The sequence below is a fragment of the Sebaldella sp. S0638 genome (genome assembly GCF_024158605.1).
GTDB lineage: Bacteria > Fusobacteriota > Fusobacteriia > Fusobacteriales > Leptotrichiaceae > Sebaldella.
Genome location: NZ_JAMZGM010000031.1, coordinates 1 through 15,055 on the forward strand (window position 1 = coordinate 1; position 15,055 = coordinate 15,055).

At 33.3% G+C, this 15,055-nt stretch carries 15 protein-coding genes; all 15 read right to left on the reverse strand.

All coding sequences use genetic code 11. The features are described 5' to 3' along the window. Positions 1-294: 294 nt before the first annotated feature. Positions 295-675 (reverse strand): hypothetical protein, encoded by a 381-nt coding sequence (locus NK213_RS09935; RefSeq protein ID WP_253348803.1) that lies wholly within the window; start codon positions 673-675, stop codon positions 295-297. Positions 676-815: 140 nt separating this feature from the next. Further along, positions 816-1,172, reverse strand: coding sequence for a hypothetical protein (locus NK213_RS09940; RefSeq protein ID WP_253348804.1), 357 nt, complete (start codon positions 1,170-1,172; stop codon positions 816-818). Positions 1,173-1,318: 146 nt separating this feature from the next. After that, positions 1,319-1,648 carry a hypothetical protein gene (locus tag NK213_RS09945; RefSeq protein ID WP_253348805.1) on the reverse strand — a complete coding sequence of 110 codons (330 nt, stop codon included), beginning with the start codon at positions 1,646-1,648 and terminating at the stop codon, positions 1,319-1,321. Positions 1,649-1,715: 67 nt separating this feature from the next. Beyond that, positions 1,716-3,002 carry a hemolysin family protein gene (locus NK213_RS09950; protein ID WP_253348806.1) on the reverse strand — a complete coding sequence of 429 codons (1,287 nt, stop codon included), beginning with the start codon at positions 3,000-3,002 and terminating at the stop codon, positions 1,716-1,718. 49 nt (positions 3,003-3,051) lie between these two features. Beyond that, positions 3,052-4,278 carry a replication-associated recombination protein A gene (locus NK213_RS09955; RefSeq protein ID WP_253348807.1) on the reverse strand — a complete coding sequence of 409 codons (1,227 nt, stop codon included), beginning with the start codon at positions 4,276-4,278 and terminating at the stop codon, positions 3,052-3,054. Positions 4,279-4,347: 69 nt separating this feature from the next. After that, the gene (gene secG, locus NK213_RS09960; protein ID WP_253348808.1) at positions 4,348-4,548 is read right to left on the reverse strand and encodes a preprotein translocase subunit SecG; all 201 of its coding nucleotides are present in this window, start codon (positions 4,546-4,548) and stop codon (positions 4,348-4,350) included. A gap of 8 nt (positions 4,549-4,556) precedes the next feature. Then, the gene (gene gpmI, locus NK213_RS09965; RefSeq protein ID WP_253348809.1) at positions 4,557-6,098 is read right to left on the reverse strand and encodes a 2,3-bisphosphoglycerate-independent phosphoglycerate mutase; all 1,542 of its coding nucleotides are present in this window, start codon (positions 6,096-6,098) and stop codon (positions 4,557-4,559) included. Positions 6,099-6,118: 20 nt separating this feature from the next. Then, positions 6,119-6,874, reverse strand: coding sequence for a triose-phosphate isomerase (gene tpiA / locus NK213_RS09970; RefSeq protein WP_253348810.1), 756 nt, complete (start codon positions 6,872-6,874; stop codon positions 6,119-6,121). 152 nt (positions 6,875-7,026) lie between these two features. Further along, positions 7,027-7,506: a hypothetical protein gene (locus tag NK213_RS09975; protein WP_253348811.1), complete on the reverse strand. Its 480-nt coding sequence runs from the start codon at positions 7,504-7,506 to the stop codon at positions 7,027-7,029. 186 nt (positions 7,507-7,692) lie between these two features. Next, positions 7,693-9,285 (reverse strand): DEAD/DEAH box helicase, encoded by a 1,593-nt coding sequence (locus NK213_RS09980; RefSeq protein ID WP_253348812.1) that lies wholly within the window; start codon positions 9,283-9,285, stop codon positions 7,693-7,695. 228 nt (positions 9,286-9,513) lie between these two features. Continuing rightward, entirely contained in the window at positions 9,514-10,299 is a 786-nt protein-coding gene (locus NK213_RS09985) for an ABC transporter permease (RefSeq protein WP_253348813.1), read from the reverse strand. Then, positions 10,299-11,132, reverse strand: coding sequence for an ABC transporter permease (locus tag NK213_RS09990; protein ID WP_253348814.1), 834 nt, complete (start codon positions 11,130-11,132; stop codon positions 10,299-10,301). Before NK213_RS09990 ends, NK213_RS09985 begins: the two co-directional genes overlap by 1 nt. A 1-nt stretch (position 11,133) precedes the next feature. Further along, positions 11,134-12,237 (reverse strand): ABC transporter ATP-binding protein, encoded by a 1,104-nt coding sequence (locus tag NK213_RS09995; protein WP_253348815.1) that lies wholly within the window; start codon positions 12,235-12,237, stop codon positions 11,134-11,136. 141 nt (positions 12,238-12,378) lie between these two features. Beyond that, the gene (locus tag NK213_RS10000) at positions 12,379-13,872 is read right to left on the reverse strand and encodes a nicotinate phosphoribosyltransferase (protein WP_253348816.1); all 1,494 of its coding nucleotides are present in this window, start codon (positions 13,870-13,872) and stop codon (positions 12,379-12,381) included. A 292-nt stretch (positions 13,873-14,164) separates the two neighbouring features. Then, complete coding sequence (locus NK213_RS10005; protein ID WP_253348817.1) at positions 14,165-14,845, reverse strand: deoxynucleoside kinase; 681 nt, start codon at positions 14,843-14,845, stop codon at positions 14,165-14,167. Positions 14,846-15,055: the final 210 nt, after the last annotated feature.

Below are 15,055 nucleotides of genomic sequence, written 5' to 3' on the forward strand. Positions count from 1 at the left end.
CATAATAAAGTCCTCCTGTTTTTAGTTTATCATAAAAAGATTTTTTTATTTACAGACTTTTTATCACAGGCTCTTTTTCAAGACTGGAAAACGGCGGTAAGGTAACTATGCCCCTCCAAAAAACACCATGGAGCGAATGTTACGGTTCTGTAACAGATAAATTCGGCTTATCATGGAATTTAAATCATGATATAAAATTATAAAAATTGTTTTATATGCACTCTCAAAAAATACAGAATATTGTGTATTCAATATTCTGTATTTTTCTGATATGTATTTCTTAAAACAATTTTTTTATCTTCTCGGTCCGTAAGCAGTAAGATTATTTCTGTCCAGTTCTCTTCTTAATTCTGCATGTGTCGAATCCAATTCTCTTTTTATAGAGTTTCTTTCACTGTTTAATCTTTCCACTCTTCTCCAGTTAGTTCTTTTCAGCATTTTTTCTCTTTTAATCTCGCTGTCTTTATTTCTGAGACTTATTTCCAGAGAATTTATTTTCCCGCTGTATCTTGAGTATATCTGATTGTATCTTTTTTCATTATCGTTTCTGTATCTTTCATTCCTATATCTGTCATTATGCCCTCTGTTTGGATTTCTGTCATTGTGTCTCGCACTAAAACCTGTTGAAGATATTCCTAACATTAATATCATTCCTGTTAATAATAACTTTTTCATTTAAATCACCTCATTGTTTTTTCTATACTATTATAATACTACATCTATGTGAAGTTATTATGAACTTTATAATTTTTTTTTATTTTTTATTCAATAAAAAAAGATTGTAATTTTCACACTACAATCTTTTATTTTATTATTTAATTTTTATATGAATAATCTCTTACCCTGTTTTGCCGCAAATCATATCTCAAATCTGCATAAGTGCTGTCCAGTTCTCTTTTTACTATTCTCTTTTCATTTTCGAGTCTTTCTACTTTTTTATAATCAGGATTTTTTCTTCTTCTTTCATCTGATATTGCCGTATTTTTCTCATCCAGTCTTTTATATAAAAGATCTATTTTATCGCTGTATCCTGAATAAACTTCCTCGTATCTGATTCTTTCCTTTGTTTCCGAAGCTGTATTTTTCCCGTTTGCATATAGCTTTCCCCCGCTGAATCCGACTTCATATAGTCCTATAGTAACAATTATTATGCCAATAATTTTTTTTATCATATTCACTCACCTCATTAGTTTCTTTCTAAGTATATAGTACACTGTCAATGTGAAGTTATCATGAAGTTTCAAAACTTTTTCAAATAATAATTTTGATCTGTTAATTATTCTGAGTATAAAAAAAAGCAGCTAAATTTAGCTGCTTATTAAAAGTCACTCAAATTGTTTTTTGATAAATCTTTTCTAAAATCAGAATGCACTGACTCAAGTTCACCTTTGATTTTATCTCTCTCGCCTGTTATTTCATTTATTTTTTTGTTATCGGGTTTTTTCTGATTCTTTACTTTATCAAGCTCGTCATTTTTTTTAGAAAGCTTTTTATTTAAATCCTCTATCTTTTTTTCATATTTTGAAGAAATTTTATCATATGCTTTTTGTTTTTCCACCCTGTTTTTATAGTGATCGTCTTTTGCACCAAAACTCACTGAAGACAGACTTAAGACTATTAAAAACATGGCTAACAATACTTTTTTCACTTTAATCACCTCATTATTTTTTACCAATTTAATTATACTACACCAATGTGAACTTATTATGAACTTTTTACATTTTTTCTATTTTTACCCTTAATGCCCTTTTATTATCTGATTTTATTATGGTAAACTCATATCCTTCATGTATTATTTTTTCTCCTGCCTCTGGAAGTGAACCATACTCTAAGCTGAATAATCCGCCTATTGTTTCTACCTTGGTTTCTATATTTATGTTCAGCAGTTTATTTATTCTGTCTATAGTTACTTTTCCATCCACTGAATACACTGTCTCAGATATTTTATTTATTTCTGATACATCATTTATATCAAATTCATCCTGAATTTCTCCTACCAGCTCCTCCAATATATCTTCAAGAGTAACAAGCCCCGCGGTTCCGCCGTATTCATCAATTACTATGGCAATCTGGGCATGATCATCCTGAAATCTTTTAAAAAGAGCATTTACTGACATAGTATCAGGGACGAATATTATTTCCCTCATTATATCCTCAATTCCGTTTTCCGTGTTCAAAATAGCCTGTTTGCACAAATCTCTTATATGTACGAAGCCTACAACATTGTCTTTATTTTCAAGGCAGACAGGATATCTCGTATACTTTCCGTCAAGTACATATCCCATTATTTGATTTAGGTCGTCTCCCATATATATACAATGCATATCTGTACGCGGAATCATAACACTCATAACATTTTTTTCAGAAAGTTCAAAAACATTATCCACAAGAACTAATTCCTCTTTATTCAAAAGTCCGTGCTTGTAATTTTCTGTTAATAACAGCATTATTTCATCATTTGTGTGTATTTCTTCATGAGTACTTATATTTTTTATACCGAAAATTTTCAGTATGAAATTTGTACTTTTATCAAACATCCATATTATAGGGTAGCTTATTTTATAGAATATTATTAAAGGGTGCGAAGCCATAAGCGCTACCTTTTCAGAATTCAGAATTGCCATTGATTTTGGCACCAGTTCCCCCAGCACTATATGAAACGCCGTTATCAAAGAAAAACCTATTACGAATGAAATAGTATGTTTTAATACCTCATCCACTGCAAAATAATTAAATAACGGACTCAACATATTGGCAACAGCAGGTTCACCTATCCATCCCAGTCCCAGCGAAGCCAGCGTTATGCCGAACTGGCAGGCTGACAGATATGAATTCAAATCATTTAAAACTTTTTTGGTATATCCGGCTTTTTTATTACCGGAACTCAAAAGTGTTTCTATTTTGGAAGCTCTTATTTTCACAATGGAAAACTCGGCTGCTACAAAGAAGCCATTTAAAAAAACCAGTAAAAATACTATAATCAGATTTAGAAAATTACCCATATTTTTGTTTTTCTCCCATCTTTAATAAAGTTCGATACGTATTTCCTTATTATTGTCCCCATAATTTTTTCAGCCTTTCATTGGCAGCGGTCTCAAACTTATTTTCACCATGTTCATAAAATTTAATTTTTATTTTCATATAATCCTGTTTTACAAAATTACCTTTATAACTGTGCGGATATTTATAATCCTTTGCTCCCAGTTTTGTGAGATATTTTGGTACTTCCTGTATACTGTTATTTTCTATTTCGTTTATTGCTTTATCAATTGCCAGATACGCTGAATTGCTTTTTGGTGATAAAGCCAGATATATTGCTACCTCTGACAAAATTATGCGTACTTCGGGCATACCTATATCTTTAGCCGCCTGCATTCCTGCCACTGCAATGGGCAGGGCATTGGCATTTGCCAGTCCTATATCTTCAGAAGCGAGTATCACAAGCCTTCTGGCAAGATACAGCGGATCTTCCCCGCCGGAAAGCATTTTTGCTACCCAGTAAACTGCTGCATCGGGATCGCTTCCTCTTATACTTTTTATCATTGCAGAAATAGTATCATATTTATCCTCTACTCTGTCATAAGACTTTCTTGTCTGAATTATCTGTCTGACTTCATCCACACTTAAATTCACATCTTCAAGATTACTTAAAAGCTCAAGAAAATTTATTGCCTGTCTGGCATCGCCTTCTACGATATCAGAGATATAATTCAGTACGTCATCACTGATTTCTATTTCCTCTTTTTCTCTTATTCTTTTCAAAATACCAAAAATATCTTCTTTATCAAGTTTCTTAAATTCAAACATAAGACATCTTGACAAGAGTGCATTATTAAGATTGAAATAAGGGTTTTCAGTGGTTGCACCTATCAGTATAATATTACCTATTTCTATATCATGAAGCAGGGAATCCTGCTGCAGCTTATTAAATCTGTGGATTTCATCAAAAAATAAAATTGTCTGTTTTCCCTCTATGGAAAATCTCTTTTTTGCCTTTTCAGCTATCTCTTTAATGTCATTAACAGAGGCTTTGGTCGCATTCAGATATTCATAGTAATAATTCAGGTGCTCTGCTACTATTTCGGCAAGCGTTGTCTTCCCTGTTCCCGAAGGACCCCAAAATATAGAATTCATAAATCTTGATTTTGTTAATATCTTCTTTAATACACCCTTATCCCCTACTATAGTCCTTTGCCCTGCGAATTCTTCCAGAGTTTTTGGTCTGTATCTGTATGCCAGAGGTTTTTTATCCTGATTCTGATTTTCAAAAAGATTCATAATTCCTCCATTTACATAAAGAAAATAGATATGCTGATTTTTCCTGCATACCTATTTCTTTTATTAAAATTATCTGATTATCTGGAATAACACAGCTACAACCAGAAAAGCAATAGCTACATACTCTGTAAGCTGCTCTATCGGTTCTTTTGTGTTATCGAATATGTTCGAGTTATTCATCATACCCTGGCTTCTGTCAGGCTGCATTAATATCAGCCCTATTAATAAAGCTGCCAGTACTACCAGTACAATTGTCAGTAAAGTTGTCATTTTTCCTCCTATTTTACTATTAACGATTCTCCTGTCATTTCAGCAGGCTTCTCTATTTTTAAGATGTCCAGAATAGTCGGCGTCAAATCAGCCAGTTTTCCGTCATTTCTTAATTTTACATTTTTTAGTGCATCCGATATTAATACAAATGGTACCGGATTTGCAGTATGTGCAGTATACGGAGCTTTAGTCACAGGATCTACCATCAGGTCACCATTTCCGTGATCTGCTGTTATCAGAACCATTCCTTCCATTTCCAATACTTTGGAAGTTATTTTATCCAGACACTCATCCACTGCTTTTACAGCTTTTATTTCTGCTTCTATAATCCCTGTATGCCCTACCATGTCAGTATTGGCAAAATTCAGTATAACTACGTCTGTATCTCCTTTTTTCAGTTCCTCAAGAAGTTTGTCAGTTACTTCATATGCACTCATTTCAGGTTTCAAATCATATGTAGCTACACTTGGTGAAGGAGTAAGAAGTCTTATTTCACCCGGATAGGTATCTTCTACACCACCGTTAAAGAAAAAAGTCACATGTGCGTATTTTTCTGTTTCTGCTGTTCTTATCTGCTTCATTCCGTGCTTTGATAATATTTCCCCGAAAGTATTTACTATAGTTTCCGGTGGAAAAGCTACAGGAAGACCAAATTTCTCGTCATACTGTGCCATACACACAAAGCTTACTTTTGGATGTGCTTTTCTTGTAAATCCTGTGAAAGGCTCTTCCATAAAAGCTCTTGTAAGCTGTCTTGCTCTGTCAGGTCTGAAGTTACAGAAAATAATACCGTCTCCGTCTTTTACTGTAGCAACAGGTGTTCCGTCTTCTTTTACTATTATTGTTGCTTTTACGAATTCGTCTGTTTCATCTCTGTTATATGCTCCGGTTATTGCTTCTTCAGAACTCCCAGCCTTTACTCCGTCTCCTAAAGTCATAAGATCATATGCCAGTTCTGTTCTTTCCCAGTTTGTATCTCTGTCCATTGCATAGTATCTTCCTATGACAGAAGCTGTTTGTCCTATTCCTATTTTTTTCAGCCCGTCTTCAAGGTCTTTAAGATAGTTCACACCAGACTTAGGAGGTGTATCTCTTCCGTCCATAATAGCATGAATATAAACTTCGTTAATTCCTTTTTCCTTGGCCATTTCAACCACACCAAGAATGTGATTAATATGTGAATGCACTCCTCCGTCAGACATCAGTCCTGTTAAATGAAGCGCCTTTCCGTTCTTTTTTGTTTCTTCCATAATATCAGATAAGACTTTATTATCTAATATTGTTCTGTCTTTTATTGCTTTAGTTATTTTGGGAAGAAGCTGGTACACTACTCTTCCGGCACCTATGTTCAAGTGTCCTACTTCCGAATTCCCGAATTGCCCGTCAGGCAGTCCTACGAACTCTCCGTCTGCCCTAAGCTGTGTATGTGGGTAAGAATTCCAGTATTTGTTAAAATTCACCGGATCTGCCATTCTTATTGCATTTACCTGATCCTGATTTTCATTTATTCCCCATCCGTCTAAAATCATCAGTACTATTGGTTTTTTCATTGTTTTTTATTCCTCTCTGTCTATAACGCTGCTTTTACTATTTCAGAAAAACTTTTTGCTTCTAAGCTTGCTCCGCCTATCAGCCCGCCGTCTATATTTGTTTGTGAGATTAATTCTTTAGCATTATCAGGTTTCATCGAACCTCCGTATTGGATAGTTACACCTTCTCCGATTACTTTTCCGTACATATCTATTAATAATAATCTTATAAAATTATGAACAAGTTCAGCCTGCTGAGGTGTAGCTGTTACTCCTGTTCCAATTGCCCATACAGGTTCATAAGCTATTACTACATTTTTCATTTCCTCTGCAGTTATTCCAGCAAGTCCGCCTTGTATATGATCAGCCACTACATCTTCAGTTTTCCCGGCTTCTCTTTCTTCAAGCTTTTCCCCTACACACAAAATAGGTTTTAATCCATGATTTAAAGCTGCTTTTACTTTAGCATTTATGAATTCGTTAGTTTCACCATAATACTCTCTTCTTTCAGAATGTCCCAGTATTACATATTCCACACCTAGTTCTTTTAACATAAGAGGAGATATTTCTCCTGTATATGCACCACTTTCATTTGGATTCATATTTTGTGCAGCTATTTTTATATTTGAACCTTCTGTTTCTTTCACAGCATCTGATAAAGCTGTAAACGGTGCTCCTATTACTGTTTCTACACCATCAATCCCATTTACAAGCCCTTTTAACTCTGATAAAAAACTTACCGCTTCTTTATTTGTTTTGTTCATTTTCCAGTTTCCTGCTACAATTATCTTTCTCATGGCAAACTTCCCTTCTTCATTTTTTTGTTTTATTCTATCATATTTTAGTTATTTTTTCAATTAACACTTCCATAATCTTGCATCATATCTTATTTATATTGTAAACTTTCAAGATATGAACAGTCCGTAAAATTCATTCAGAAAATTTTTCATTACAAATACCACAGAGAGAATATATTATATTCATCTATATGCAGGTATATATATGTTATTGCAAAAATCAGTTTTATGAATAAAAAGTAACATGGTATAAGAAAAATAAGAAATTTTCTTTTTTTATCTTTTTTTTCATTTTTATTAAAATAGTAATACACCAGTACCATTATCACAGACAAGATAAAGAAAAAAATCAGATACAACACCATATATCCTGTTCCTTTTCTCAAAAAATACGCCACAGCCGCTGTATCAGCGATAATATACATCACAATCATTAACTTTTCTTTTCTTTCACTGAATAACCGGGCTAAAATGAAATAAGCAAATGCCAGATAACTCACTGCATACACTTCCGGCATACGTTTTACCTCAAAAAAACTTTCCACAAGTTTGAATGCACATAAAATTAATATAAACACAAGCATTTTTACTAGCATATGAAGATACTTCTTGGTTTCGTTAATTATTGACATATTTATACTAACTCCTCTTATTGATTTCTATATTTATATTAATATAAATAAGTTCTAAATTCAACTTTTTTCTGATAATATTTCCACTTGTTATTTTTTTGAATAAAAAATGACTATCTCAAAATTTTCTGCACAAATAACCCCATTTTTTGTGCAGATTTTATTCTGAAACAGTCTGCTGTATTTTTATTTTTTATTGGCTTTTTCTACAAGCGGCTTTTTCTTATTGCTTTTATTTAGCGCCTTCATTATAAATTCAGCTTCTCTAAGCGGTACAGTGATAAAAGAAAAATTATCCATGATCTTTATATCACGTACTTTTCGACCCGGCGTTTTAGCTTTTTTATTCAGTAAATCCAGTAATTTCCCCGGAGTATACCCGTCTTTTTTACCAAGAGCTATGAATAATCTAGTCTTATCATCACCGGCATTATTTGCATTTGACCCTCTTCCAGTCTTTACTTCTGAAATTTCATTATAACTTTCAGGAAGAAATTCATCATCGTAGATATGTCTCAAAAGTGAAGCCATAACCACTTCAGGATCTTTTTCTCCCAGAAGTTCCTGTGCCATTTTTGTGTAAGCGCTGTAATCTTCTTCTTTTTCTATCTCTTCTACACACGCATAAAGATTTTCTCTTTTTACATTTATAACTTCGTCTATTTTAGGTATTTTTTCTTTCTTAATGTCTGTTTTTGTAAGTCTTTGTATTTTTGAAATTTTCGAAGCTTCCTTTGGTGTAACAAATGTTATTGCTATACCTTTTTTCCCTGCTCTTCCTGTTCTTCCTATTCTGTGAACATATGATTCAGGTTCCTGCGGTATAGAGTAATTAATTACGTGTGTAAGGTCATTTACATCTATTCCTCTTGCTGCTACATCTGTGGCTACAAGAATGTTTATTCTTTTTTTCTTAAAATCTTCAAGTGTCTTTGTTCTCATTGCCTGAGTTATGTCACCATGTATAGATTCGGCATCATAGCCTCTTCCTTTCAAATGCTGTGCCACATCATCCACATCCGACTTTGTTCTGCAGAATACAATTCCGTAAAAATCCTGTACATAATCCAAAACTCTGCATAAAGCCTCGAATTTATCTCCTTCTGATACTTCGAAATAAATCTGCTCTGTAAGATTAGTAGTCAGTTCTTTTGCTTTTACTTTTAGAAGTTTGTAATCCTTCATGAATTTCTTAGCTATTTTCATTATAGAATCAGGTATTGTAGCAGAGAAAAACAGCATTTTCTTATCTTCGTTTGTTCTCTCCAGTATAAGCTCTATATCTTCTATAAATCCCATATTAAGCATTTCATCTGCTTCATCCAGTACAAAATACTCAAGATTATTAAGCTTTATAATTTTTCTGTTCATTAAGTCAAGTATTCTTCCCGGTGTTCCTACTATTACGTCTATTCCTTTTTTTATCTTTTTTATCTGCTGGTCAATTGACTGTCCGCCGTATACAGGAAGCACTTTGATTTCTCTTTTACCCCTTAAAGAATACATTTCATCCGCTACCTGGTTTGCCAGCTCTCTTGTTGGCGCCAAAACTATTGCTCTTACGCTTCCGTCACATTCCAGTGTCTCCAGAATAGGTATAGAAAATGCAGCTGTCTTACCTGTTCCTGTCTGAGCCTGTCCTATTAAGTTTGTTCTTTCTTTTAAAAGTTCGGGAATAACAAGTGTCTGAATCGCACTTGGAGTTGTGAATCCCTTTTTCTCAAGTGCTTTAAGTGTTGCTTCGCTCACTCCCAAATCTAAAAAGCTTTTATCGTTCATTTTTTTTCCTCTTTTCTTTCTTCTTTTTTATATCCATAATTTATGTATGATTGAGTATCCTTCTGTTTCAAATCCTAAAAATCCGATGACCGGTTCCCATTTCTTCCCATATCCGAAATCCGGCAATCATAAGAAAGAAATACAAATATTTTTATATCAGCAGACATTGGATACTGTATTTTGACCGTGTTAATTGTCTGTTATTTTTCGACCTGCACTGATGAAATATCAGCCAAGTAAGTTTTTCTGTAATTTTCTGCTGGAAAAAGTAAGTATAATTGTTCCGATTATCAAAATTACAGATAGTGCATTTACCACCGGAGAAACTCCACGTTTTATTGATGCATATATGTATATAGGCAGTGTCGGCTGTCCGTTTCCAGATACAAACGACGTTATTACAAAGTCATCAAAGGAAAGTGTCATTGCCATTAAAAATCCGGCTATTATTCCCGGCATCATCATTGGAATAATTACTTTTATCAGTGTGGTAAATTCGCTTGCCCCCAGATCATATGCTGCTTCTACCACAGAATAATCAAATTCGTCAAGCCTTGACATTATTATAAATAATGCAAATGGTATGTTAAATGTAGTATGCGCTATAAATATAGTCCACAAACTCAAAGGCACTCCGCCTTTTATTATGTTGGCAAAAAATATTGCCAGTGATATTCCCATTATAATATCAGGTATTACCAACGGAATATACGAAATAAATTTTACATATTTTTTCGCTTTAAAATTATACCATTTTATGGCGATAGCACCAAGAGTTGCTATTACCACTGATATAAATGATGAAGTAAATGCTATGATTATACTTCTTAAGAATGCCTCCCATAAATCAGGGGATTTCATGAATAACTCCACATACCATTTCAGTGAAAAGCCGCCCCAGTTAAATCCTCTTGAATTATTAAATGAAAGCACTACAAGCATTAATATCGGCAGATAAAAGAATATCAGAACCAATATAAAGAAAAAAAGTGAAATTCTTCTTTTGTCGTCCATTATTCATCCTCCCCGCTGTCTGATCTCATAAATAATAATACTGCAATCGTAGTAAACACAATAAGAAGCATGGACACTGCCGACGCTATAGGCCAGTCTCTTGCATCCAGAAGCCTTTTACCGATTATATTCCCCAGCATTAATGCATCATTTCCTCCAAGAAGATCAGGTACTGCATACGAACCTACTGCCGGAATAAATGTCAGTATAATTGCCGAAATAAGTCCCGATTTTATACCCGGTAAAAAAACTTTTACCATAGCTTTAAATTTAGTAGCTCCCAGATCTCTTGCAGCATCCAGCAATGAAAAATCAAATTTTTCTATTGATGAATAAAGCGGAAGTATTGCATACGGCAGATAAATATAAACAGTTACTATTATTACCGCATTTTTATTATAAAGCAACTGTATGGGTCCGTCAAGATTAAATACAAATTGAAGGACTTTGTTTACTATACCGTTATTCCCTAATATTGCTATGAAAGAATATATTCTTACAAGAAAATTCGTCCAAAACGGAATTATTATCAAAAGAAGCCAAAAGCTCTTTAGCTTTGATCTTGAAATAAAGTATGCAGTAGGCAGTGCAAGAACAAGAGTTACTACTGTTACCCATATAGATATCTCCACTGTTTTGAATACTATTTTCAAAAATACTTTATCAAATAAATTCGCATATGCATCCAGACTGAATTTCCAGAAAATCACTCCTCCATAAGGCCCTTTTTTCAGAAAACTGATAACTGCTATTATCAGCGTCGGAATAACAAAAAAGGCTGTTAACCACAAAAGAAGTGAAATATAATAAGAAAAACCACCTTTTTTTCCCATACTATTTCACCTCCACTAAATAGGCATCTTCATAATTCCAAAAAATATAAACTTCCTCTTTCCACTCGTAAATTTCTTCTTCTACAAGGTATTCCACATGCGGATTAAAAACTTTTATAAGTTTTTCGCTGTTTTCTACCTTTACAAAAAGTTTACTCTGAAATCCTGTATAAATAACCTCTTCTATCATTCCATGAAGAATATTATAGTTATCATGTAAAAAATTTGGTCTGTTATTCGAGATTTTTATTTTTTCCGGTCTTAACGTTAATACTACGGTGTCTCCTACTTTTACTGGTTTGTCTAGCTCTATTTTCATTCTTCCGAGAACTGGTGTTTCTATATAGCCGTGTTTTTCATGTACTTCTGTTACCTTACCTTCGAGAAAATTCGTTTCTCCTATGAAATCTGCCACAAAAGCATTTTCCGGAGATTCGTATATCTCGTTTGGTGTTCCTATCTGAAGTATTTCCCCTTTATTCATAATTGCAATTCTGTCTGAAACACTCAGTGCCTCTGTCTGATCATGAGTTACGAAAATAAAAGTTATTCCTACTTCATCATGGATAGTATCCAGTTCTATCAGAAGTTTCTGTCTGAGTTTAGCATCCAAAGCTGATAAAGGCTCATCCAAAAGTAAAATATCCGGTTTTCCTATAAGGGCTCTTGCTATTGCTACTCTCTGCTTCTGTCCTCCCGAAAGGCTTTTCGGGAATTTGTCCTTATATTCTTCCAGATGAACAAGTTTCAGATATTTCAAAACTTCTTTTTCTATCTCATCTTTTGGTGTCTTCTTTATCTTTAAAGGAAATGCCACATTATCAAACACTGTCATATGAGGAAACAGCGCATAGTTCTGAAACACTGTATTGACATTTCTTTTATTCGGATCTATCTTATCTATTCTTTCATTATTTAAAAGAATTTCTCCCTCATCAGGCTTTATAAAACCAGCAATCATTCTTAAAATTGTAGTTTTCCCACAGCCTGAAGGTCCTAAAATCGAGAAAAATTCACCTTTTTTTATATTTAAGTCTACACCTTTCAGAATTTCATCTTTTCCAAAAGTCTTTCTTACTCCCTTTATTTCTAAATCTCTTTCCAATTATCAATCCTCCTGAACCGTAAATGACTACAATCTCTATTATAGCACATAAAAAAACAAATACATACAGAATTTTTTATATGTAATGTTTTTTTTGCAGTTTCTTGCGTAAATACTGTATTTAACAGATGTACTTTTTTATTAATCCAGTTTTTGCATCTGGCCTTTTATTTTTTTTATAAGTGACGACTTTAGGTGATAAAGATCCATAGATAAATCCACCATATACGTATGCGGATTATCCAGTCTTTTATGCCCTTTCAAAAGTTCTGTAAGTCTTTTTTCATAATGCTGTTTTGATTTTTCAATATCTGTAAGAGCGGCAAAATCTTCTGTTTTTTCCCCGTCTACTATAAAATCTTTTGTTATTTTCTCAAAATCGTATTCATTTTCTTTGAATTTATAAGAATTAAACCTGTTATTTTCATCTACTATTACAAGTTCTTTTTTCTTGAGTATTTTTTTTGTGTCAGAATCTTTATCCTTTAACACAATAAGGTCTGCCACAGCCTTTCCGTTTTCAAAAAGTCTGTATATTTCCTTTTTTCCGGGATTCGATATTTTTACTATGTCATTTGACAGCTTTATCAGTCTTTCCCCGTCTATCTCCACTATTTTATAAACTCCGCCGAAGCATGGATTATCTTTTGAAACGGCAATAGAGTCTCCTACTCCGAATAAGTCAGCTTCTACTCCCTGATCCAGCAGCGATCTTATAAGATATTCGTCAAGACTGTTTGTAAGAGCTATTTTAGCTTTAAACAATCCGGCTTTATCCAGTGCCGCTCTGCATTTCTTTGACAGATAAGCCAAATCTCCCGAATCAAGTCTGACACCGTATGATCCTTCGTAAGTATCGTCTATACCATTAGCCTGAAAAGCCTTTATAGCATTTTTCAGTCCCATTTCGAGTGTATTATAAGTATCTATAAGTAATATGAGAGTATGTTTTTCATCTTTATTATGTTTTATAAATTTATCAAATGCTATATACTCAGCTTCTTCACCTACACCAAAACTCTGTACATATGAATGTGCCATTGTTCCTATACTTTTTATTCCGTATAAATATTCAGTCACAAGATTGGAATGTGAACCGCAGCCTGCTATATATGATGCTTTCGAACCTTTTACCGCACTGTCAAACCCGTGAGCTCTTCTGCTCCCGAAAGCTGACACAGGTATTCCTTTTGCTGCCCTTGTTACTCTTGATGTTTTCGTAGCCACAGCCATCTGATGATTCAAAATGTTCAAAAGGGGTGTTTCCAGAATTTTTGCCTGTATAAGGGGGGCTGTTATTGTAAGTACCGGTTCATTCGGGTAAGCTATTTCCCCGTCGCGCAATCCGCTTATCGATCCGGTAAATTTCATGTTTGCGAGATAATCGACAAGATCTTCCTCTTGGATTACCCTGCTCAGATATTCTCTTTTTGTCTTTTCATCAGTGTTATTAATGATATCTATCAGTTCCAAAACATCTGATATCCCTGAAACCACTGCAAACCCATTCCCTTCCACTTTTCTGAAAAACATATCAAATGTTGCGATTTTGTCTTCCATTTTTTCTTCGATAAATACATTACTTTCAGTATACTGATATCTATCTGAATTCATTACTCTCAAAAAATCATTCATGATACTCACCTCAAAAAAAATTATTAAATCAATTATACTATATTTTCTATATAATAATCCAGTTATAATTATATTTATTTTATTTCGCTATTAAGCTTTTTTATATTACAGCTTTCTATTAATACAAAAAAAGAAAACTCCCGTCTTTTTATGTATAATATATGAAAAAGCCCTAAAAAGGGCTTTTTTGAAGGAGTTTTATGAAGAAAATTATTTTCTTATAATACAAACAGTTTACACGCTCCGTCTTAGCTTTTTCTTTGGATAGCCTTTATTTTACCAAAGAACGTTTTTATTTCCTCTGGCTTTCTATCTCTTTTATTTTATTATCAACGAGTTTCAGTATATGTTCCTCATCTTCGTAACTAGATACAAAATCCATATTATCCACATTTATTTTTAAAATATCTGAAATATTGTAGCTCTCAAAATACGCTCTGTAGTTATCATTAAGACTTTCCCAGTATTCTCTCGGAACTACCAGTTCGTATTCTCTGCCTCTTTTTTTTATTTTATTAATGGCAGAATCTACGCTTGTCTCAAGATAAATCATCAGTTTCGGCTTTTGGATATGTTCCAGCATATTATAAAGAAGCTCTTCATAAAGCTCGAATTCTTCATGTGTCATATCCCCGTCTTCCATAAGCATTCTGGAAAATATAACATCACCGTATATTGATCTGTCCATTACACATTTATTTATTCTTGCAGCTTCTTTCATAGCTTTAAATCTTTTGTTCAGAAAAAATATCTGCAGCGGAAAACTGTATCTCTTTCTGTCATAATAAAATTTATCTAATATAGGATTATTGACCACAGGCTCCTCAAAAAAAATCATGTTATATTTATCGGCTATTAATTTGCCCAGTGTGCTTTTGCCTACACCAACTACTCCGTCTACACATATTATGCCTTCCATTATACTCTCCTTAGTCTTCAGATTTTTAAAATATTCCATATAGTAATTATTCATAAATACTCCTTATGTAAATTCTCTTTACTATAATATCATAAGTTTTATATTTATTAAAGGAGGTCTTTGTTTTTTTTCGCGGTACTTTTTCTATGACATAAAAAAACTGCCATTTTAGCAGGATTTTTGAATATTTGTGATAAAAGTTCTGATTAATTTTTATGATTTTGTTCTAGGGTAGTTAGATTAATACGAAATGACTTACTTGAG

Coding starts and splice junctions, on each gene's coding strand:
- NK213_RS09935 (WP_253348803.1), bottom strand. CDS start 675: ATGAAAAAGTTATTATTAACAGGAATGATATTAATGTTAGGAATATCT.
- NK213_RS09940 (WP_253348804.1), bottom strand. CDS start 1,172: ATGATAAAAAAAATTATTGGCATAATAATTGTTACTATAGGACTATAT.
- NK213_RS09950 (WP_253348806.1), bottom strand. CDS start 3,002: ATGGGTAATTTTCTAAATCTGATTATAGTATTTTTACTGGTTTTTTTA.
- NK213_RS09955 (WP_253348807.1), bottom strand. CDS start 4,278: ATGAATCTTTTTGAAAATCAGAATCAGGATAAAAAACCTCTGGCATAC.
- secG (WP_253348808.1), bottom strand. CDS start 4,548: ATGACAACTTTACTGACAATTGTACTGGTAGTACTGGCAGCTTTATTA.
- gpmI (WP_253348809.1), bottom strand. CDS start 6,098: ATGAAAAAACCAATAGTACTGATGATTTTAGACGGATGGGGAATAAAT.
- tpiA (WP_253348810.1), bottom strand. CDS start 6,874: ATGAGAAAGATAATTGTAGCAGGAAACTGGAAAATGAACAAAACAAAT.
- NK213_RS09975 (WP_253348811.1), bottom strand. CDS start 7,506: ATGTCAATAATTAACGAAACCAAGAAGTATCTTCATATGCTAGTAAAA.
- NK213_RS09980 (WP_253348812.1), bottom strand. CDS start 9,285: ATGAACGATAAAAGCTTTTTAGATTTGGGAGTGAGCGAAGCAACACTT.
- NK213_RS09985 (WP_253348813.1), bottom strand. CDS start 10,299: ATGGACGACAAAAGAAGAATTTCACTTTTTTTCTTTATATTGGTTCTG.
- NK213_RS09990 (WP_253348814.1), bottom strand. CDS start 11,132: ATGGGAAAAAAAGGTGGTTTTTCTTATTATATTTCACTTCTTTTGTGG.
- NK213_RS10000 (WP_253348816.1), bottom strand. CDS start 13,872: ATGAATGATTTTTTGAGAGTAATGAATTCAGATAGATATCAGTATACT.
- NK213_RS10005 (WP_253348817.1), bottom strand. CDS start 14,845: ATGAATAATTACTATATGGAATATTTTAAAAATCTGAAGACTAAGGAG.